Origin of the sequence: Saccharolobus solfataricus, from assembly GCF_900079115.1 — an archaeon.
GTDB classification, from domain to species: Archaea; Thermoproteota; Thermoprotei_A; order Sulfolobales; family Sulfolobaceae; genus Saccharolobus; species Saccharolobus solfataricus.
Genome location: NZ_LT549890.1, coordinates 334,588 through 353,819 on the forward strand (window position 1 = coordinate 334,588; position 19,232 = coordinate 353,819).

The 19,232-nt window shown below is 35.3% G+C and carries 16 protein-coding genes and 2 tRNA genes; 7 read left to right on the forward strand and 11 right to left on the reverse strand.

Annotated elements, in window-relative coordinates; all coding sequences use genetic code 11:
- Window positions 1–114 precede the first annotated feature (114 nt).
- The 4 genes from slaA (at window position 115) to SSOP1_RS01960 (ending at window position 7,581) form a co-directional block, all read left to right on the forward strand.
- Window positions 115–3,810, forward strand: coding sequence for an S-layer protein SlaA (gene slaA / locus SSOP1_RS01945; RefSeq protein WP_010922960.1), 3,696 nt, complete (start codon window positions 115–117; stop codon window positions 3,808–3,810).
- Between the two features lie 41 nt (window positions 3,811–3,851).
- Window positions 3,852–5,045: an S-layer protein SlaB gene (gene slaB, locus SSOP1_RS01950; protein ID WP_010922961.1), complete on the forward strand. Its 1,194-nt coding sequence runs from the start codon at window positions 3,852–3,854 to the stop codon at window positions 5,043–5,045.
- A gap of 259 nt (window positions 5,046–5,304) precedes the next feature.
- A tRNA-Gly gene (locus SSOP1_RS01955) sits at window positions 5,305–5,380 on the forward strand.
- Window positions 5,381–5,397: 17 nt separating this feature from the next.
- A complete protein-coding gene (locus SSOP1_RS01960; RefSeq protein WP_014511527.1) occupies window positions 5,398–7,581 on the forward strand; it encodes a tRNA(Met) cytidine acetyltransferase TmcA in 2,184 nt (727 codons plus the stop codon).
- A gap of 630 nt (window positions 7,582–8,211) precedes the next feature.
- On the opposite strand, the gene SSOP1_RS01965 is transcribed toward SSOP1_RS01960, so the two are convergent.
- From SSOP1_RS01965 to SSOP1_RS01990, 6 genes are all read right to left on the reverse strand, one after another.
- Window positions 8,212–8,296, reverse strand: a tRNA-Ser gene (locus SSOP1_RS01965).
- A 24-nt stretch (window positions 8,297–8,320) separates the two neighbouring features.
- Window positions 8,321–8,881 carry a class I SAM-dependent methyltransferase gene (locus SSOP1_RS01970; protein WP_009988805.1) on the reverse strand — a complete coding sequence of 187 codons (561 nt, stop codon included), beginning with the start codon at window positions 8,879–8,881 and terminating at the stop codon, window positions 8,321–8,323.
- Window positions 8,871–9,626, reverse strand: coding sequence for an RNA-guided pseudouridylation complex pseudouridine synthase subunit Cbf5 (locus SSOP1_RS01975; RefSeq protein ID WP_009988804.1), 756 nt, complete (start codon window positions 9,624–9,626; stop codon window positions 8,871–8,873). The genes SSOP1_RS01970 and SSOP1_RS01975 overlap by 11 nt, the downstream gene beginning before the upstream one ends.
- Window positions 9,627–9,642: 16 nt before the next feature.
- Window positions 9,643–9,912 (reverse strand): tRNA pseudouridine synthase A, encoded by a 270-nt coding sequence (locus tag SSOP1_RS01980; protein WP_009988802.1) that lies wholly within the window; start codon window positions 9,910–9,912, stop codon window positions 9,643–9,645.
- A 5-nt stretch (window positions 9,913–9,917) separates the two neighbouring features.
- A complete protein-coding gene (locus SSOP1_RS01985) occupies window positions 9,918–10,208 on the reverse strand; it encodes a 50S ribosomal protein L14e (protein ID WP_009988801.1) in 291 nt (96 codons plus the stop codon).
- Window positions 10,209–10,248: 40 nt separating this feature from the next.
- The gene (locus SSOP1_RS01990) at window positions 10,249–12,990 is read right to left on the reverse strand and encodes a DEAD/DEAH box helicase (protein WP_009988799.1); all 2,742 of its coding nucleotides are present in this window, start codon (window positions 12,988–12,990) and stop codon (window positions 10,249–10,251) included.
- Window positions 12,991–13,029: 39 nt separating this feature from the next.
- Here SSOP1_RS01990 and SSOP1_RS01995 point away from each other — a divergent pair, with 39 nt between their 5' ends.
- The 3 genes from SSOP1_RS01995 to SSOP1_RS02005 are packed head-to-tail and all read left to right on the forward strand — an operon-like array spanning window position 13,030 to window position 15,817.
- On the forward strand, window positions 13,030–14,748 hold the full coding sequence (locus tag SSOP1_RS01995) for an ATP-binding protein (protein ID WP_009988797.1): 1,719 nt from the start codon (window positions 13,030–13,032) through the stop codon (window positions 14,746–14,748).
- Window positions 14,749–15,063: an RNA polymerase subunit Rpo13 gene (locus tag SSOP1_RS02000; RefSeq protein ID WP_009988796.1), complete on the forward strand. Its 315-nt coding sequence runs from the start codon at window positions 14,749–14,751 to the stop codon at window positions 15,061–15,063. It abuts the gene before it with no gap.
- Window positions 15,064–15,067: 4 nt separating this feature from the next.
- The gene (locus tag SSOP1_RS02005; protein WP_009988793.1) at window positions 15,068–15,817 is read left to right on the forward strand and encodes a DNA polymerase sliding clamp; all 750 of its coding nucleotides are present in this window, start codon (window positions 15,068–15,070) and stop codon (window positions 15,815–15,817) included.
- On the opposite strand, the gene SSOP1_RS02010 is transcribed toward SSOP1_RS02005, so the two are convergent.
- The 5 genes from SSOP1_RS02010 to SSOP1_RS02030 are packed head-to-tail and all read right to left on the reverse strand — an operon-like array spanning window position 15,784 to window position 19,162.
- Window positions 15,784–16,923 (reverse strand): amidohydrolase family protein, encoded by a 1,140-nt coding sequence (locus SSOP1_RS02010; RefSeq protein ID WP_009988792.1) that lies wholly within the window; start codon window positions 16,921–16,923, stop codon window positions 15,784–15,786. The genes SSOP1_RS02005 and SSOP1_RS02010 overlap by 34 nt on opposite strands.
- Complete coding sequence (locus SSOP1_RS02015) at window positions 16,902–17,597, reverse strand: GTP cyclohydrolase IIa (RefSeq protein WP_009988791.1); 696 nt, start codon at window positions 17,595–17,597, stop codon at window positions 16,902–16,904. The genes SSOP1_RS02010 and SSOP1_RS02015 overlap by 22 nt, the downstream gene beginning before the upstream one ends.
- Window positions 17,594–18,058, reverse strand: coding sequence for a 6,7-dimethyl-8-ribityllumazine synthase (ribH, locus tag SSOP1_RS02020; RefSeq protein WP_009988789.1), 465 nt, complete (start codon window positions 18,056–18,058; stop codon window positions 17,594–17,596). Before ribH ends, SSOP1_RS02015 begins: the two co-directional genes overlap by 4 nt.
- The gene (gene ribC, locus SSOP1_RS02025) at window positions 18,039–18,506 is read right to left on the reverse strand and encodes a riboflavin synthase (protein ID WP_009988788.1); all 468 of its coding nucleotides are present in this window, start codon (window positions 18,504–18,506) and stop codon (window positions 18,039–18,041) included. Before ribC ends, ribH begins: the two co-directional genes overlap by 20 nt.
- Complete coding sequence (locus tag SSOP1_RS02030) at window positions 18,503–19,162, reverse strand: 3,4-dihydroxy-2-butanone-4-phosphate synthase (protein ID WP_009988787.1); 660 nt, start codon at window positions 19,160–19,162, stop codon at window positions 18,503–18,505. Before SSOP1_RS02030 ends, ribC begins: the two co-directional genes overlap by 4 nt.
- Window positions 19,163–19,232: the final 70 nt, after the last annotated feature.

A 19,232-nucleotide genomic window follows, 5' to 3' on the forward strand; every position in this document is an offset into this window, starting at 1 on the left:
ACGAAACTTCAATACCCTCTTATGCCTATTATATTTTTATTTAATGGTACAAAATTTGAAACTGTATACAAAGCTTTATAAAGTATTTTCGCTTATTCCACTAGCAGATGTAGTATGAATAAAACCCTCGGTCTAATCCTAACCTCTGTATTCCTACTATCCACTTTAGGCATAATAACTGGATTTGTAATACCAACACAAGCTGCCAACTCTAATGATGCGGCAATATACACAATACCTAGTGTTACTAGTGTAAGTAATACTTCTAATATAGTCATTAACCTATTCTTTAACGCTACTTCAAACTCTACAGTAGGCGCACAAGCATCTGCATTTAATTATGGTTTAGCAATTAACTATACTTTAGATGCCATAACGTTTACCGTGGTACTTCCAAGTGGTACGTCCTATCCACTAATAAAATTAAATGCTAAAAATTTTGCAAATTATGGATATTATGATCTAGCTCACAATTCAATAGTTTTACTATTAAATACTACTGCTTCATCCACAGCCAAAGAATTGGCATATAGTTATGAGCAAAGTATTGGAGTAACTCCTTCAGCAAGTTATAAAATTTATAATTATACTAATAAAACCGTAAATGTTAATCAATACATGAATGAGCTACCTCTATCAATGTTGATATATATGGCAACTAATGGAAAATATAACAATTTAGCATCATTACCAGTAGGTACTAAACTAGAATTCACTTACGCTGGTGTCACTTATATCATAGCAGTGTCCCCAACCGTGAAATTAGTAGGTGAGTTATTAAACCCATTGTATACAGCAAATTCAAAGATGTTACCTGGCACTAACTACGCAGTTGGAAGAAGCAACATAACCGTAGCAGTTTACGATAACTTGATTACAACTACCACATCACCATTTAACTTTACCTTAACCTATTCCTCATTAGCGCCAGCCCTAATATACTGGTTTGTAATAGCTAATACAACATATACTAATAATGGTGCTTCTACACCAACAGCTAGCTTCCAGGCTCCACCGTTTAAACAATACTTCCCATCTAATAGTACCATATTATATTCCGCAGCACCAACTAAAAGTTCGATCCTAATGTTTAATGGACAAATGAACGTCACTGCACATGAAAACGTAACGCTAACCTTACAAACCGGTACTAACATATACACATCTCCAAACTTCAACGTGACTCCACCAGGTAATTATACTTTCTCTGGTAAGTTAGGTGTTGGATTCAATGGCTTCATCTATCAAAACGGTAGTGCAACATTAACTGCAACTATATTTAATGGTACAATTAATTTCTTCTTTAGCAGTACTGGCCAGAAAGCCGCATTTACTTTCTTCCTAGTTCCGATAGTTCCAATAAACTTAGGCGATAATAATGGTGCAACAGTGATCTATAATGGGGTATCTCTCAACACTGGCTTCCCACAAGTAGTAGTAATGTTTAACATAACTGGTAATTTCACTAAATCTGGAAGTAATTATCTATTATACGGATCAGTATATGAGGCTGAGTTAAAACCGTTAGGCTCTACTCAATTACAAAAATTAGCTGGTGCAACTGATAGTACACAGTTCGTGGGTAACTTAATTTCATCCGCTTCATCACCTTTAGTATCTTACTTCAACTACGGTGAATCTACAACAACAATAACAGGAACATCATTATCCTTCACAGTGCTAATGCCATTAAAGTTCATTGTTGAGAGATTAGGCTACATCTATCTAGTAACCTTCCATATATGGGGTCCGTCAGCTACTGTAACTGTAACTGGTGTTGACTACCACGGTACCCAAATTGCACTAGGTTCCTTTAGAGCATATGTAGCACTTCCAAGCTTCTATACACTGCCAAAAACTCCATTGGTTGGCTTAACTTGCGACAACATGTATACACTAGCACAAGTAAGTGATGCTGGCTCAGTCCTAGAGACCTCCACGGCGAATTCCAATGCTAATAATGCAACTGTTATTGGACCCTATGACTTAATGTCCAATGCTGGTCTACACGTGGCAATTTACAATGGTTCTAAACTAGTGAAGAGTGGGAATTTAGGCCTATTACCCAATGCGACAACAGCTCCTATAACCACTACTATAACGCTAAATGGACAAACAGTTGCATTAACTTACTCTTCTGCTCCAACAGCGATATACCCAGTTGATTTCAAGTTTGAGCCAGGATTCAGTTACAGTGTTACAACTAACGTGATATATAATACTTCAATTCCAACCTATGTTGTGACTGTATATATGCCATTGAAATACATACTACAAACTAAAATCGTAATGTGGTATGTGAGTCCTGACTATGCTGCTTACTTCTATTATTCAAGCACTGGACAGTATCAAACTAGTAACGTAACCTTAACGTTTGCAAATGTTACTCCAGAATTAGTAATGCCACAAGTATTCCCGGTTGGCAAACTATACATGCCCTTCGGAATTAATGATCCGTATTACGTGTTCTACAGCAGTATAAGTATAGGTCCGCAGAGTGGAGTAATTGAAGCTGTTGAGAATGGATTTAACGTAGGTAACATTACTTCAATTACTGTAGAACTAAATGGTATGAACGAGTCAATAGTATTATCACCACTAAATGTTAGTAAATTATTAATATCAAGTAACTTAGGTGAAGTATCTCAATGCAGCCCATTATTTACAACTACACTATTCAACATATCCGCGTTAGCTTCACTATTAGGTTTACCAAACGCAGCTGCTCTAAATGGAAGCTATTTATATGTAACCTATCACGATATAATCAGTGGAGCTTATGTGACAAACAGGACCTTACTGGTGGTTGGTCAATTCTACGTGATGCCACCAACTACTCCAGGTTCGGTTGAATGGATATTAACTGCAAAGTACATTAATGCTACAACGGGTATTCCAGTTGAGATAAGCTATGCTGTAGTGCAACAGCCAAGTGCTAAGGTAGTTGATATAAACGCAGCTAATGCAAGCATTACACAAATACAAGTAACTGGTGTGAAGATTGTTAGCAAGTACGCTACTGTGACAGTTATGTATAATCCAAGTAATGCAAGCACAATCGTATACATGAACGGTATGTTTGTAGCTTCATATGGTGGTAATCTAATATCTTCGCTATCAGAGACGTCAACATTTGGAGTATATTACGGAGCAGTAGTTAACTTATATGTAGCGACTGGTACATTAAGTAGTCCTAACGGAACAATGTATGTAGTATTAGGATCTCATAAAGTTGCAGTAGGTACTGCTAATCTATACACTTACGCTGGATACCACTTCGGTCCATACACAGCCCTACCACTAGTATCTAATGTAACATTTACAGTACAAGACCCAGTAACTCATGCGACACTCACTGGTCAAACCACCTTAGGTGCATTTAACAACACTCCAATTAGGTTAGCTCCATTAGGTGTATCAATACCTCAAACTGCCCAATATAAAGTGTTCTACTACTATAGCACACCTTTAGTATTAAGCCCAACAAGTCAGTACATAGTGTTGTCTGTGACAAGTGTTATATCCTATCCATATCCATTCTACATAGAAACTGTATCGTTCTTAGGTTATAACGTAACTACTGGAACTCCAGTGCCTGGCACTCCAGCATTCCAGACAGTATATTCGCCATCCTTAGGTCCTGGTGTAGTATTACAAGTACCTGTTCAGTCATATCAGTTCATAAGCTTATCGACTCCAAGTGAGCCTCATACAGTAGTAATGTTTGCAGTGCCGTTTGCAGGCGGTCCAGCAATATCTCTATACCCGACATTCTTAGTATACGCTAATGTGACGGCGATTTCAAGTTAAAAGGTTTTTATTTTTTTCTCTTAACCATATATTTGAGGTGATTGGTTGTGAAAAAAACATTCGTTTTATCTACCTTGATATTAATTTCAGTTGTAGCGTTAGTGAGTACAGCAGTTTATACATCTGGTAACGTAACTTTTTACAGTCCTAGTGTAAATAATCAAATTTACTATGTTGGAAAATCAGTAACAATTGATGCTGTTGTTCCTCAACAATTTGCTGGTCAAGGAGCTGTTATAAACTTATTCTTCCCTAATTCAACGCTAGCTGCTAGTATTCCTACTACCGTTAATGCTACTGGTGGAATTTATGTGCCCAATGCTTATACATTTCCTCACGTAATAGGAATTTGGCAAATTACTGTTGAAGTTACTGGTGGTGTGGCTGTAGGTACAATTGACGTTAATGTTACAACTCCCGCAGTAGCTCCAATCATATTAACTCTACAAAACTTAGCTATGTATGAGAATACTTACCCACAGTTTATAGAGTTTGCTAATGGTATCATAACTTCAGTGGTTATGCAAAACGGTACTGTGAACATAATGGGTTACGTCTATAATAGTACAGTAGGTCCATTATCTGGTGCTACTGTTTCCTTAACTCTTAATATACCCACTGTTGGGACTAAAACGTTATCTACGACAACTGCTTCAAACGGGTCGTTCATGTTAAGTTTCCAAGTTCCTCAATTATCAACCACTTTAACGCTAATATCTTCCTACTTGATCAGTGGTAGCTTAACGGTATCTTATGGAGTCCATACTGTAACTTATAACGTATTTATAACCGCAATTCCGAACTATCTTAGTGTAATTAATGCGTTAAATAATGAAGTTAGTACGTTAAGGAGTGAGATCTCATCGTTAAATAGCACAATCGCTAGCTTAAATAAGAGTTTAGCTAATGCAAATACTCAGATATCCAATTTACAGAGTGAGATAACCACATTGAATAGCGAAATAGGAAAGTTAAACAGTACTGTAGGATCGCTAAGTACTCAACTTAGCTCACTGTCTTCACAGTATAATACTTTGAGCAGTCAAGTTACTGCACTAAATGGTAAAATAAGCAATCTAAGTACAAGTCTCAGTACTTTAAACGGAGAGGTTGCTAGCTTAAGGAGTACTGTTAGTAGTTTAACTACAATAGCCTATGGCGGAATTATAGCTGGCATAATAGGTCTAATTGTTGCAATAGTAGCCATAGTACTAGTAATGAGGAGAATAAGTTAAGCTAATTATTGTTTTTTTTAATAAGAACTTTTTCTTTTTTCCAAACTCTGTTTCAATGCGTTCATTGCTTAAGGTGCTTTGTGGGTTTGATGAATTTTTCGCCAAGAGTTAAGAGGATTCATAAACAGAAATTGAACATCTTGAGATTAATTGAAAGGAAGATATTGGTGATTTAATTTAAAAATATTCAACAGATCAACTAAGCAGCAGCTCATAGGGAAAAAAATAAATACCTTCCCCATTCTCATTATTATAGAGTGCGGCCGTAGTCTAGGCTGGATTAGGACGCCGGCCTTCCAAGCCGGTGATCCCGGGTTCAAATCCCGGCGGCCGCATACATAATGTGATTGAGATGTTTGAAAATTACTTCATGGATGCGGTAAAGGGTTATTATAGGCATTTAGCGATAATTGAATCTCAAGATCCTTTAGAGAAGATTAATTCATTAATTGATGACTATTTAAAGGTTAACAAGAAGCCAAGGGTTATATACGGCTTTCATCCTTGGCTCGACAATTCAAAAGATAGAATGAAAGAGCTGAAAAAGAGATTTGAAAACTTTCTCGACATAGATTACTCCAATTCAGAGAAATATCTTGGGCAAAGCGCGGATTTGGTAATATTAGACGCAATGGATGATTTTAGGCCTAACTACATTGCTAGATTCGTTGACATGACTAAGGGAGGAGGTATAGCGATAATCTACAGCGATAACATCCTAGAGGGTAAGTTGTATAAGAAGTCTTTGACCAGGTATGGTGTTGTTAAAGATCTGTTTGAAGCTAGGTTTATTGAACTGGCTAAGAGATATAGAGGGATCATTTTCTTTCAAGGAAATGATAGGATAACTTTTACACCGTATTCCTCAAATGAAACTCACAAACCATACAAGAAAATACCTAAAAGTCCTAAAGTTTCGATGGAGCTTCATGAGCTTTGTCTATCTTCTGACCAGAACAAGGTTCTTGAGGAATCCTTGTTCATTATGAATCTAGGGAAAAGAGTTTTAGTAATAACTGCAGCAAGGGGTAGGGGTAAGAGTGCATCCATAGGTTTGTTTTTGTCTTATTTAATGAGTGAGGGAAATTTTGGTAGTATTATAGTAACTTCCCCAACGTACTATTCTTCACAAGAGATATTCAAATTCATAATTAGAGGGTTAGAAGCTCTAAATGTTAAGTATAAGGTAATCACATCAAGGGATGGTAAGATAATGAAGATATCTACAAGGGATTCCAGGGTAAAATGGGTTTCTCCGGACTTAGCTAAAAATGAGGAGGGTGATTTAATAGTTATAGATGAGGCAGCTGCTATGGGTATAGAGTTTTTAGACTATATCGTGAGATCTTGGGATAAGGTAATCTTGGTTACTACTATTCACGGTTATGAGGGTTCTGGGAAGGCATTTTTAAAGTACGTTGATAAACTGAAGGGTAAGGTTCTTTTGAAGAATATAAAGATGGATTATCCTATTAGGTATGCTAAGGGTGATCCTATTGAGAAGTTCTTATTTGATGTATTCTTATTGGATGCTGAACCGCATGAAGTTGAATATAATGGTAAGTTGAAAATAGTTGAGGTTCCTCAAGAGGAATTGTTTCGAGATGATGATTTGCTTAAGAGCGTTTATGGAATATTGGTTACTGCTCATTATAGGAATTCCCCTGATGATTTAATGCTTTTAGGCGATATGGCTTTCCAAAAGGTTATAGTAGGTTATTCATCTGAGAATCCTGTGGCAGTTTGTCAAGTTGTCTATGAGGGAGGTCTAACTGATAAGCAAATATGGGATATTTCCAATGGGTTAAAGAATGAGGGGCATTTGATTCCTCATAGGCTTATAAAGTACATGAGGGCTTTAGATTTCGGTAAGTTGAAGGGTTGGAGGATAATGAGGATTGCTGTTTCTCCGGAAAATCAAGGTAAGGGTATAGGGAGTAGAGTTATCGAAGAGGTTATTAAGATGGCGAAGGGAGTTGATTGGATTGGATCTTCATTTGTTGCAGATTACTCCGTTTTACGATTTTGGATAAAGAACGGATTTTTGCCGGTTTATTTATCCTCTATTAAGAATGAGGAACTTAATGGTTATTCGGTGATTGTGATTAAGGCTTTAAGCGAGAGAACTAAGGAGTTTGTTGTTAAACTTTCCAGTTTATTGAAGGATAAGCTATTGAGAACTTCTCATCAAGTCTATTATAATTTGAATCCTCAACTTATTGTTCTATTATTAAGGAATACTTACAGTGAAAGGATAGAGGGAGAGGTTCCAGATCTATATGTTGATAAGATTAAGGCTTATACTGAAGGTAAGGTTCCATATAATGTCATCGCTGAAGCTGCACATTTCTTAGTTACTAAACATTTTTTAGAACTTAAAGCCGATTTAAGTATAGAAGCCGAGGCTTCACTAGTAGCTAGAGTTTTACAAGGTAAAAGTTGGTATCATGCAGGTTTAATGTTAGGTTTGAGTAGTAGGGAAGTTGAAGATAATGTTAAGCAGAGTTTAGGGGTTTTGTTAGAAACTTATACTTAGTGGACTTTCTCTCTCTGTATAGATGGTATGTATATGTTATGGAATCACTTTACTTTGCAGTAGTTTTCCAAAGGTATGAAGAAGGGATTGTTATCTTTTATCATCTTGTAAAATAGCTAAATTGAAGATTTTTTATCATTTTCTTTTAACTAAACACTTTTTGATGCAAAATTTACTAACTAAATAGACTATAAACATGTTTTCGTTGCTGTAATACGGGACGGGAAAATGAAGAAAGAAAAGAGCAGTTTTGAAGTGGAGATACAATTACGCTAGAGAAACGATAAGTATCACACCTATTGATCGGAAACGATAAACGGTTAGGCGAAGGAAATTTACGTTGTTCTTCAATGGCGTTATTTGGTTATATGTAAATTAGAAATGGAATCGAGGGTAAGGTTAGCTGTTTTCCCTATACTTTAATTTAAATCATTTTATGCTCTATCACGTTAGTCTCAACCATAAGGTAAGTTATAAGGCTCCTTTGAGCTTAACGGCATAAGGTTCACTTTTCTGTTTTTCTCCTCAGTTAATTTACATAGAATTCCTTGGGAACATCACTCCCGTCGAACCGGAATTATAGAGAACTAGTAATAAGAAAAATCAATATAAAAAGGGTTAAACGCTTAGCGCCGGGGGCGGGATTTGAACCCGCGCAGGCTAGACACCTACTGGCTCTCAAGGCCAGCCCCTTGGACCACTCGGGCACCCCGGCAAATTATAGTTTAACACTATAGCTTTAATCTTTAACTATTGTTATTAAGGAATATCCTTTTTTTCTCTTTATGGATTCAATTTTAAATCTTTTACTGAATATTTTCTCTATATTTTCTTCACCCTTATATGCTATCAACTGTATGAATCCCTTTTCAACTAATCTATCATAGGCTTCGGCTTCAAGCTTCTTTAGAAAATCTACTCCTTTAGAAAGAGGAGGGTTAGAATAAATTGCGGTAAATTTAACGTCGATAGGAATGTTATCAAAGATATCTGATTTCACTATTATTGTCCTATTTTCAACCCCATTAAGTTTTGCATTTTTCTTAGCCAGCTTAATTGCAATGTAGTTGACATCTACCATGTAGACCTTAAGGTTAGGATTTTTCAATGCTAGGTAGATTCCTATGGGTCCGTAGCCACAACCAACGTCTGCTACAGTTCCGTTTTCCGCTACTTTTATGTTTTCCAAAAGTATCCTTGTTCCCAAATCTAGTTCCTTTTTTGAAAATATCCCCGGTGAGGATAGAAGGGTTAGAGGTATACCGTTAATTACTTCAAAAATTATGTACTCATGACTCATGTTTTTTCCATGCTTTTGGATATATATCTCTCTGCATAAAAACTCTACTTAAGTTGACTACTATTCCCTTTTTTGCGTTTTCCAATTCTTCGCTGTCCATTAGTGCGTTGCCTGTCGCTACTAATTCCCCTTTAAGCGTTAATACTGCGACTGTATCGTTCTTTTTAAAGTTCTGATAAGCTACTACTCCAGGTACTGCTAGTTGCGCACCATAAGCTAATGCGTTTACAGCTGAGTCTTCTATTACAATTTTTGGAATTTCACAAGTTGCGAATTCCATTGGTATAAGTACTCTTCTTAGTTCTGTTTCGTCTTTGCAGTTCTTGTATAAGTATATTGCTTCAGAAAGTTCGTGTAATTTCACTAGATTTGTGGATTCTGTGAAAATCCCGGATCTAGTTCTTCTTAGCTCTCTCATATGAGCTCCACAACCGTAAATTATTCCTATATCATGACATAATTTTCTCATGTACGTCCCGGAGTCACAGTTTACTCTAAGTAATACTAACTTCTTGTCCATGTCTAGAATTTCTATATCATATATTCTTCTAATTCTTAGTCTCCTTTTGACTGATGATCTAACTGGTGGTCGTTGGTATATTTCTCCTTTAAATGAACTTATTATCTTTGCCAATTCCTCTTTATTGTATTCACAGTGAACTTGCATTACACATACGTACTCTTTTCCTCCTTTACTTATATAGTTCATTATTTTAGTTGCGTTCTCTATTCCTATTGGTAACACACCGGTAACTTTAGGATTACCCCGCCCAATGAATGGGCTCTAGGGTCCCCCCATGTCCTGCTTTGGTAACGTTTAACATCTTTTTAACCCAATACGCTACTTCATGGCTCGTGGGCCCTGGAGGTTTATCAAGGTTTATTATTGAGTTTTTGATATGTATCTCTATTGGTCTTTTTTCTGGATAATATCCGTATTTATCTGATGTTTCACTATCCTTCCTTATCTTCCATTCATTTTTATATCCACAAAAATTATCTATTTTGTAAATAAAATCATTTAAAATCATCTAAATCACAATGTTGGCATCCTAATCTTTATTTTCTCCTTCATGTACTCTGTTAAGTTGGACTCCTCTAATTTCTTCTTTACTTCCTCATCCGAAGCTCCTTTCTGTATATCAATTTTCTTATCAGTTGGTTCTAAGTGAAGAATGTTAACCCTTCTTCTCTTAACGCCAGTTATGTCTTTTGGTCCGGTGACTAATACGAAATTGTCATCTATTATGTCTACTATTACGCATTTGCTTCCAGCTTCTCTTCCTTTTACTTTTACACAAATTCTTCCAACTTCTATTGCGGGCATTTTAATCTCACAAAAACTTTTAAGAGGCTTAAATTTAAGATTAGTGCCAGTATTTTCTTGTTCTTATAAATCTTTTCTCTTCATCTATTAAGGCCATGTAAAACTCATTTTCTCCTTCATTTAATTTACTCAATACTTTGCCTAAATTACTTGGTCCAACTCCATTAGTTGCTAATGCTATTAGGCTGTACTTACCGTAATCTGGGAAGAAGGAGGCAACTCTCTTCAAGTCTTCTAACTGTCTTCTCTCCTTACTTGTTAATTTCTCACCTTTTATTGCTTTTCTCACTATCTTCACGGAATCGCTATCATCTGGATTAGTTGCAGTTAAGAAAATTGAGGAACATTTGGGGCATTTGCTAGGTGAGTTAATTATAGAGTATTTTCCCTCCCACCCACATGAGAGACAGATTAATTTCAGCTCCTTGTTTTCTAATCTCTTTTTGAAAATTTCAATCATTAATGGTTTTTCTTCTTTATCGAACGAGGTGTAGTTAAGGATTTTATCTAGAAATTGTTTAGCTAAGGGGGACGCTTCGTAAACCTCTACTATTTTCCAGTTGTAATTCTTGAGTTCCTTTATTATTTCTACATCATAATTTTTGACTAATAATTCCTTAACTGCTTCTTCTCCAATTATTGTATCTCCATAAGCCTTTATAATGGATGAGGTAAGCGTTATTTCCTTTTCTGGGTCTATCATCCCAAACCTCTTTATCTCAACCAATAATTTCCACTTGAATTGCGGACTTTCTTTAATTCCCTTCTTTAATATTTCAATTATTCTGTCTATAGGAGTAGAATTTAGCGTAGAGACAATTTTTTCCATATCATTTTTAGTTATTGGCAGTACAGAAGATATTGCGATGTGATATGGATCAGCCCTATAAGTCGTTTTGGTCTGTTTTTCTACGTCTAACATAACTGAAATTATGGCACCAAGCGTGTTGTTTCCTCTTGAGCCGAATGGTGAATGCACTATTATTAAATTATTCTTTACTATTTCAACAAGGATTAGATCTGGTCTTAGTTCTGGATATCCTCTTTTCATGTATTCTCTAACTACTTCAGCTAAGCTATTATCTTCAGTTTCCCTTTTTTCCTTCTCCACTGCGTAAATATACTCGTAGACTTTCCTAGCTATCTCTTTCTCAACTGGAATTGATTCTCCGAACCAACTAGGCAATATTCCGTTTTTTAGCTCAGCCCTTTCCACAAATATTCTGTCGTTCTCTATGGATACGACTTTCCATAGTCTACTTCCTAAAATGAATACACTATCTTCATCTAGTGTGACTACGAAATCTTCGTCTAAGGTACCTATTTTCATGTTGGTAGCATGGTCAATTACTATATAACTTCTAATGGAATCTGGTATCATATTAGTAGTGTAATAATATTTCCAAATTCTTCTACTTGGAAATAAGCTTCCGTCTTCTCTTCTTTTAACTATTTTTGCGCTCTCTAATAATTCTATAACGTTTTCGAACATCTCATCGGTGAAGTTCTCGAAATAAAATGAATTGCGAAGAATCTCCATCATTTCTTTAGGGTTTTTATAACCTTCTAAAACCATTCCCGCTATTTCATGTGCTGCAACGTCAAGTGGGTTTTCTTCAAACAGGGGTTTTTCCAAATAACCAGAATATAATGCTTCAATTATTGCTCTGCACTCTAAAATATCGAAAAGGTCCTCTGAGGGTATAACGTAACCTATAGACGTTCTACCTATTTTATGTCCACTTCTTCCGACTCTTTGAATTAACCTAATTACTTGTCTCGGTGACATGTATTGGACAACTAGATTAATTCTACCGATATCAATACCCAATTCTAAGCTCGAGGTTGCGACTATAGCGTCTATATTACCGTTTTTGAAGTCGTTTTCAGTTTTTATTCTAATTTCTCTTGATAATGAGCCGTGATGAGAAGCTATTTTTAAGGAATAGTTACTCATGAGTTGGTTTGCTATGAATTCGCTAGTTTCCCTAGTATTTGTAAATATTATAATAGGTTTGTTGTTTTTTATAATTTCGTTAAGTTTCTCAAGTCTCGCAATTGTATCTGGTCTTAATCCCAACTTTACTGCTAAATCCGCATCTTTCTTTTCAACCTTAGGGAGTATTAAATCCACTTTTATATCCTTTATTGCGTTGATATTCGCTATTTCGACCTCTCCCTCTCTATCTAAGTACCTTTTTGCTATTTCAACATCACCAATAGTAGCTGAAATTCCTATTAATTGAATTTTATTTCTTGTTGCTATTTTTTTGATCCTTTGGATTAGTACAGAGAGTTCTATTCCTCTTTTCTCATCTAACATTTCTTGTAATTCATCTATTATTATCCATTTCAGATTGGTAAAGTACTTCCTAAAAGTATCGTTTAGCACTAAGTAAAGTAACGTTTCTGGCGTTACTAATAATACGTCAGGAGGGTTATCCAAAATTTCCTTCCTTTCTTTCTGAGAGGAATCTCCGTGTCTTACGTTAACACTAATATTAAAGGCTTCACCTAGCCTTCTTAACCTTAACTCAAGGTCTCTATTTAGCGCTCTTAAGGGAGTTATATAGAGTGTTGAGATTTTTTCAGGTTTATCTTTAAAGATAGTATAAAAAATTGGTAATATCGCTGCCTCAGTTTTGCCATACCCCGTTGGTGCTATGATTAAAACATTCTTTCCAGATAGTACTTTTGGTATTGCTATTTTTTGGATTGGCGTTAAATCTTCATAGCCAAGTTTCTTCAGTCTTACCAAGAATTCATTGGTTACATTTATCATTACTTTGGCAATAATGTAATACTAAAGAGGAGTATATAAATGTATGAGAAGAGACACATTGTTGCTAATATATTAATGCTTATTGTAGCTTATCTAGTTGATAATTTAATGTATTATTTGACATCAGCAGGTAATTTAAGCCAGTTAGTAAATAATCTGTCTACATTACTATTAATTATTCCTATATTAGTAGTGATATTTTCAGTATTCATAACTTTAATGTTTTCATCCATAATAGTCTCATTCCTTTATTACGTAACAGCCATAGCTTACGCGTTAGTAATTTCTAATAACGTGGGCTCTACCCTTATTTTATCTACGTTCTTAAATTTGTTAGGATATTATGCTCTTGCTACTATTATTATCGGAGTTATATTGGGAATTTCTAGAAGAAGTTTTCCAGATGAGATTTTGTTAAATGTTTCACGGCTTAATGTGAGTGTTAATAAGAAGAATGCTATCTATGGGGGATTGATTGTTTTAATTTCTTTCCTGATTTTCTATGAGGTTTTATCCAGTCCATTCTTGTTTGTAGGTAGCATAGCATCATTCACCTTACTATTCTTTATTTCAAATGACTCTATTTTTCCGTTAATTATCTTGTCGTGGTTCTCATTTCCATTCCTATTTACGCAATTATCTGCGTATTCTGTTAACGAGAAGGGGATAGAGCTCGGTTCTATTGAGGGAGTGTTGGCTCCTTCATTAGTTAATAGGATATCTAATACTAAGTATGGTTGGAAGAAATTTTCTAACTTGAAGTTTGTTCTAAACTTTGATGGAGCAAAGAACTATAACATAGTGATACTAGGTACAAGTGGATCTGGAAAGTCTAGTTTAGCTAAGAGTATTATTGGGAAATTTACAGATGCTAGTTTCTTGGTTTTTGATCTACATGGAGAGTATGAGATTGAAAAAGCAGAAAGAATTGACATCTCTAAGAATTCATTAAATCCTCTTTCGTTAAATGGCGCATCTCCTAGGCAAAGGGCATTGGAAGTGGCTTATATGCTAAGGTCCATTTTTAAACTTGGTAATTTACAAACTATAGATATTTTTAATATTATAATGGATACCTATGCCGAAAAGGGAATTGATGAAAACGATGAGAGCAGTTGGAATTTAACACCACCTACTTTTAGGGATGTATTATTAATGATAGAGAGAAGGAAGAAATTAGTTGATAATTCACAAGACCTTTCTAGGCTATCTTCAATTGAACCGTATATACAATTTTTGGCTAATCAAATTTTAAGTGGTAATAGCTTAAATATGAAAAAAATTTTCGAGAGTAATATAATTCTGGATTTTTCTAAAGTTACTACAGACGAGCTAAAATATGTTTTAATTGAAACGATACTTAGAGATTTTAGAAATTACATATATAGGCGTGGGATATCTGGTTTGTGGAAATTTTTGGTTATAGACGAGGCTCCTTTTATACTCAGTAAAGAGACTGGATTAGAGATAGTTGAGAGATTATTCGCAGAGGTTAGGAAGTTCGGAGTCGGAATGATTCTTATATCTCAATTAACTGAGAATATAGAAAATATTGTCCAAAATTCGAGTTATATCTTTATATTTAATGTTGTTGAGCCAAAAGAGTTAGATTACTTAAGTAGGGTGTTAAGTGGAAGCGACAGAGATAAATACGAGGCTATTTATCAAGCTATTCGATCTTTAGAAAGGGGTTACGTGGTTACTGTAAGCGGGGATAACAGAGCTATACTTTTAGTAAAGCTTAATTCTTTAAAATAAATGGTATCTGGTATGTCAACAGATGAGGAAAAGGAAGGGACTAGTGACGAGGAGGTTAATGAGGAAAAGGAAGTTGAGGAGACATCGGAAGACGAGTTTCCAAAACTTTCAATACAAGATATAGAGCTACTAATGAGAAATACTGAAATTTGGGATAACTTGTTGAACGGTAAGATTACTTTGGAGGAAGCTAAGAAGTTGTTTGAGGATAATTACAAGGAATATGAAAAGAGGGATTCTAGGAGGAAAGCTAAAAAGGCTGTTAGTAAAAAAGTTAAAAAGACAAAGAAAAAAGAGAAGAGCGTAGAGGGTTAAAATTATGTTTAAGATTGTTTACCCTAATGCAAAAGACTTTTTCTCTTTTATAAATTCCATTACGAACGTTACTGATTCCATTATTCTAAATTTCACTGAAGATGGAATATTTTCGAGACATTTGACTGAAGATAAAGTGCTAATGGCGATTATGAGAATACCTAAAGATGTTTTAAGCGAATATAGTATTGATAGCCCTACTTCAGTTAAATTGGATGTCTCTTCAGTAAAGAAGATTCTTTCAAAAGCCAGCTCAAAGAAAGCTACGATCGAGTTGACAGAGACTGATAGTGGATTAAAGATTATAATAAGAGATGAGAAGAGTGGGGCGAAAAGTACAATTTATATTAAAGCAGAGAAAGGTCAAGTTGAACAACTAACTGAACCGAAAGTTAATTTGGCCGTGAATTTCACTACAGATGAAAGTGTACTTAATGTAATAGCAGCTGACGTAACTTTGGTTGGAGAAGAGATGAGGATTTCAACAGAGGAGGATAAGATAAAGATAGAGGCTGGTGAGGAGGGGAAAAGATATGTCGCATTTCTTATGAAGGATAAACCCCTAAAGGAACTTTCTATAGATACATCGGCATCATCTTCTTATAGCGCGGAAATGTTTAAGGATGCTGTAAAAGGTCTAAGAGGTTTTTCGGCCCCAACAATGGTAAGCTTTGGAGAAAATCTCCCTATGAAAATTGACGTAGAAGCAGTAAGTGGGGGTCATATGATCTTTTGGATAGCGCCAAGGTTATAAATTATTTTATTACCTCTTTTTATAATTCCAATATATTTATTATTTGAGTTTAATATGCCCGTGCTATCTCCCTCAAGGACTAGTAACCCAGCTTCAATAGGGTTCCCCTCTTCTATCCATCCTCTAATTCCTAAAAACTTATAAGCGTTAATAGTACTTGCCTTCAATATTTGTAGTGAGTGGTCAGAAAGTGGATCTTGAACCCTTGAAATTAGAAGCAAAGTCTCCATTTCTTTCCACATGTCTGGATCTAATACTCCCCCATTATCAGTTCCAATCAATAGATTAACCCCACTCTTTAACCCATTTATTACCTTTGGTATCCCTACAGAGAACCACAGATTACTCCTTGGACAATAAACTATGGATGCTTTCCTATATCTCATAATATCAATTTCCTCTTCACTTAAATAAGTACCATGTATTATTAGGTTTGGTTCATATCTTTTCATAACGTACTCTAAGTCATCTCTTAACCAATGTTTTATGGTCTCGGATACGTGAACAGACCTAATTTTATTGTTAAATACGTGTTTTATTAACTCTATTTCAGATGTGCTAAAAGCACTAGATAACCCATAACCGTCAGCTATTTTATATAAACTATTTAAATTACGGATATCCTTGAACTCATCTTCTTCAAGTCTTCCTAGAAAGTAATACTTCACCCCGTTCGTAGCCATTTTCTTCTTAATTGTACTTGAAATTAAGCTTCCCTCTAATCCTTGCTCTCTAAAGTCTATCATTACATTTGAACCTAGTTCTCTCGCTCTTAAGACAAATCTCTCTATGGAGTTCATGATGGATTCTTTTGTGTTTTTTGCAAAACATTCGTATTTAACGCTATGCGGATCTCCAACGACTTTACTTATTGGCATATTGTATCCCATTTCTTGGCATATGAAGTCGGCAGAATGCACATGAGCGTTAACTATCCCAGGGATTAAGATTCCGTTTTTAAACGTTATGCCTTCAGATGAGAAACCATTTCCTATATGAGTTATTATACCTTCTTCTATTTCTATATTAACGTTCTCTCTTATTTCTAGCTCTTCTCCTACGAGAGCTATTCTTACATTTAGTGTTATTCTTCCTCCATATGCCAAGTTTTTTCCCTATTATTTCTTATTTTTTCTAAAGAAGTAGTAGCCAATCTTATTGCAGTTCTCGCATTTTTCCCTATTCCTATTCCTACCTTTATCTTGTTATCATCACTAAATTCTTCGATTACTTTATTGACGCTCTCAGTCGATATAAAGCCTAAATAATTATCCCCGCCTAGATATTGCAGTATCCCGCCTATCTTGTATAAAAATCTTGATAAGTTTACATATATATTGGTTATCTCTATAAATGAGTCGTATACAGATGTGTATTTTAACGTTTCCGTATTAAAATTTATATCGAAATGCAAAGCGGCTATTTTTTCGTCTGTATATTCCTTAATTTCATTATCGTCTTGATTATTTAGACAAATTGACGCGTTCCATTGCGCCTCTAGTGGAGTTTTTCCATAACCTAGGCAAGACTTTATCCTTACTGGAAGGTTCTCTTGCATATCATTTATCATGTATGCTAGTTGAGTGGTAGTTATCCCATCAGCTATCATTAGGAAATTGTCAAATCTGAGTTGAAGGGGAAATGTGTTATATTGGGAGGCTATTTCATGAATTTTCATCATAAATTTATTTTGAATTTTTTGGATTAACCACTCTCTATCATACCCTAACCTTTCAGTCCACTCTCTATAATCTAAAAGCTTTATCGCTAATATCTTCACTCTATGATCACCGTTTCCTTGATTTCTTTTAATTCATCTAATTTCCTAGTTCTCTGAACTAATTTTATTGCAGCCTCTACTGCTCTGGTAGCGTATTCTTCAATTCTTTCAACAGCTTGTTCGTGGGTTGCTCCATGCCCAATTATCCCTAACGTCACTGGTTTGTTGAATTCCGTAGAGAGATCGACTATTTTCCTAGCAGTCTGGCTTGCAACTAGCTCATCGTGCTTAGTTTCTCCCTTTATTACTGCTCCTAAAGTCACCACAGCATCTATGAAGTCTTTCTCAAGAAGTTTTTTAATTGCAAGAGGCATATCGAAGGTGCCTGGTACTTTTATTACCACTTTTACTTCCACATTCAAGAATCTAGCATGTGATAATGCTTTTTGTAACATCAACTGCGTAATATCATAGTTGAATTCAGCTACTACTATACCTAGTCTAATCGATTTCTCCTGCATTGCTATACCCCTGTCTCAACCCTTTCCCCGCGTATTTAGTTAGCGCATTTTTGCCCTCCTTTACTAGCTTAACTAAGTTTTTAGCGTGTTTAGTGGCTCTATCAATTGCTATTTCCTTTAGTTTCTCCTCATCATCTGCTTCATCCTCATGTACTGTTACGTCAATCACGTGTTTAGAAGTTAGAATTTGAACCATTATTAAGCCTATGCTCGTAGCTAAGTAGCTGTACTTATCTAACATCGTTTTGCCTACCCATCCCAAGGTTATTACACCATCACATCCTTCATCTATTAATCTTTTCGCAGCTACTGGTAGGTCTTTAATACCTGGTACAGTATACCTAACGATATCCGCTTCACTGTCTTCGCTTCTTATTACCTTGTATACTAGACTTCCCATATCTACTCTTGAAAATGTAGTATCCGCTATTCCATATTTTCTCGTCATATGATCACCTCTTTAAAGATGTCTTTTCCCTCTATAAAGTGAAGCCCGAAGTTCTTTGCAATCATTTTTGCCTTATCTTTATTCATGCTGGACTTCTCGTCTAGTATCTCTGCTATTACCGCACTTCTTTCTAATCCTAGTTTTTGTAACAATGTTATTGATAATTCAGTATGGCCCCTTCTCTCTCTTATATCCCTTGCAATGAGTATAGGTACATGACCTGGTGTCATGAAGTTCTCATAAAATTCCCTTCTTGCCTCTTCTGGATTTGTTTTAGTTTTGAGTATTATTTTATGTAATTCGCTTATAGTAATATATCTATCATAGTCAGAGATTCCAGTTTTTGTATTAACATGATTAACCCACACGGAAAATGCTGGGTAATCTCCATAAGAAGGCTTCTTTACTAGTTTACTGTATGTTTCGTGTTGTTTTAACTCTTCTGCTATAAAATTCAGACCTAATGTTTTAGCTTCGTTAATTGCTGTTGCGTAGCATATTAATCCCCCTGCTTCTTTCCTTAGAGTATATATGCTTTTCCAGCTTATTGCTCCCGCGTAAAATACCATGTCAGTTTCTTCTTCCCTTCCATCAAAATCATATATTAATATCGGTATTCCAGATTCTAGATCTTTACGTAAACTGAGAAAATCCATACCAAGAATATCAGAACTGCAATAGTATAAAAAAGTATTTACTCATATCTAAGTACAATATTTATTTAAA